We start from the raw sequence: 902 nt of genomic DNA on the forward strand, positions 1-902 counted from the left end.
GCCCAGCAGCGCACCGACGATGAGAGCTGGTACCGCGGCACGGCCGATGCGGTATTCCAGAATCTGGACATCGTGCAGAGCACCGGCGCCGACTACATCGTCGTGCTGGCGGGCGACCACATCTACAAGATGGACTACTCCAGCATGCTGGTGGACCATGTCGCCACAGGGGCGGGTTGCACCGTTGGCTGCATCGAGGTGCCCAAGGGCGAGGCGAGTGCCTTCGGCGTGATGGCCGTGGACGACGAGCGTCGCATCACGGCCTTCAAGGAAAAGCCCGCCGACCCGCCCTGCATCCCGGGCCGCGATGGCGTCTGCCTGGCCAGCATGGGCATCTACATCTTCAACGCCGACTACCTGTACCGGCTTCTGGCCGAAGACCTGGCCGACCCCACCTCCAGCCATGACTTTGGCAAGGACGTGATTCCCAAGGTCGTTGCCGAGAACCGCGCCGTGGCTCACCCCTTCGGCATGAGCTGCATCATGAATCCCAACGGTGCCACGCCCTACTGGCGCGACGTCGGCACGCTGGACGCCTTCTGGGCCGCCAACCTCGACCTGGCCTCCATCAGCCCCGAGCTCGACATCTACGACACCGACTGGCCGATCTGGACCTACCAGCGCCAGCTGCCTCCGGCCAAGTTCATCCCCGACCACAACGGCATGCACGGCATGACGGTCAACACCATCGTCAGCGCGGGCTGCATCGTGTCGGGCTCGCATGTCGTGCAGTCGGTGCTGTTCAACAACGTGCGCATCCGCTCCTTCTGCAACATCCACCAGTGCGTGCTGCTGCCCGGCGTCGAGATCGGGCGGCATTGCCGGCTGACCAAGGTCATCGTCGATCGCGGTTGCGAGATCCCCGATGGCCTCGTCGTCGGCGAGGACGCGGTGCTGGACGC

At 65.3% G+C, this 902-nt stretch carries 1 protein-coding gene; it reads left to right on the forward strand.

Translation table 11 applies throughout. The features are described 5' to 3' along the window. Positions 1 to 902: glucose-1-phosphate adenylyltransferase (locus AC1DU6_RS33175; RefSeq protein WP_477862569.1), on the forward strand; the 902-nt coding region annotated here is incomplete at both ends.

Source organism: Roseateles sp. P5_B10, from assembly GCF_056400485.1.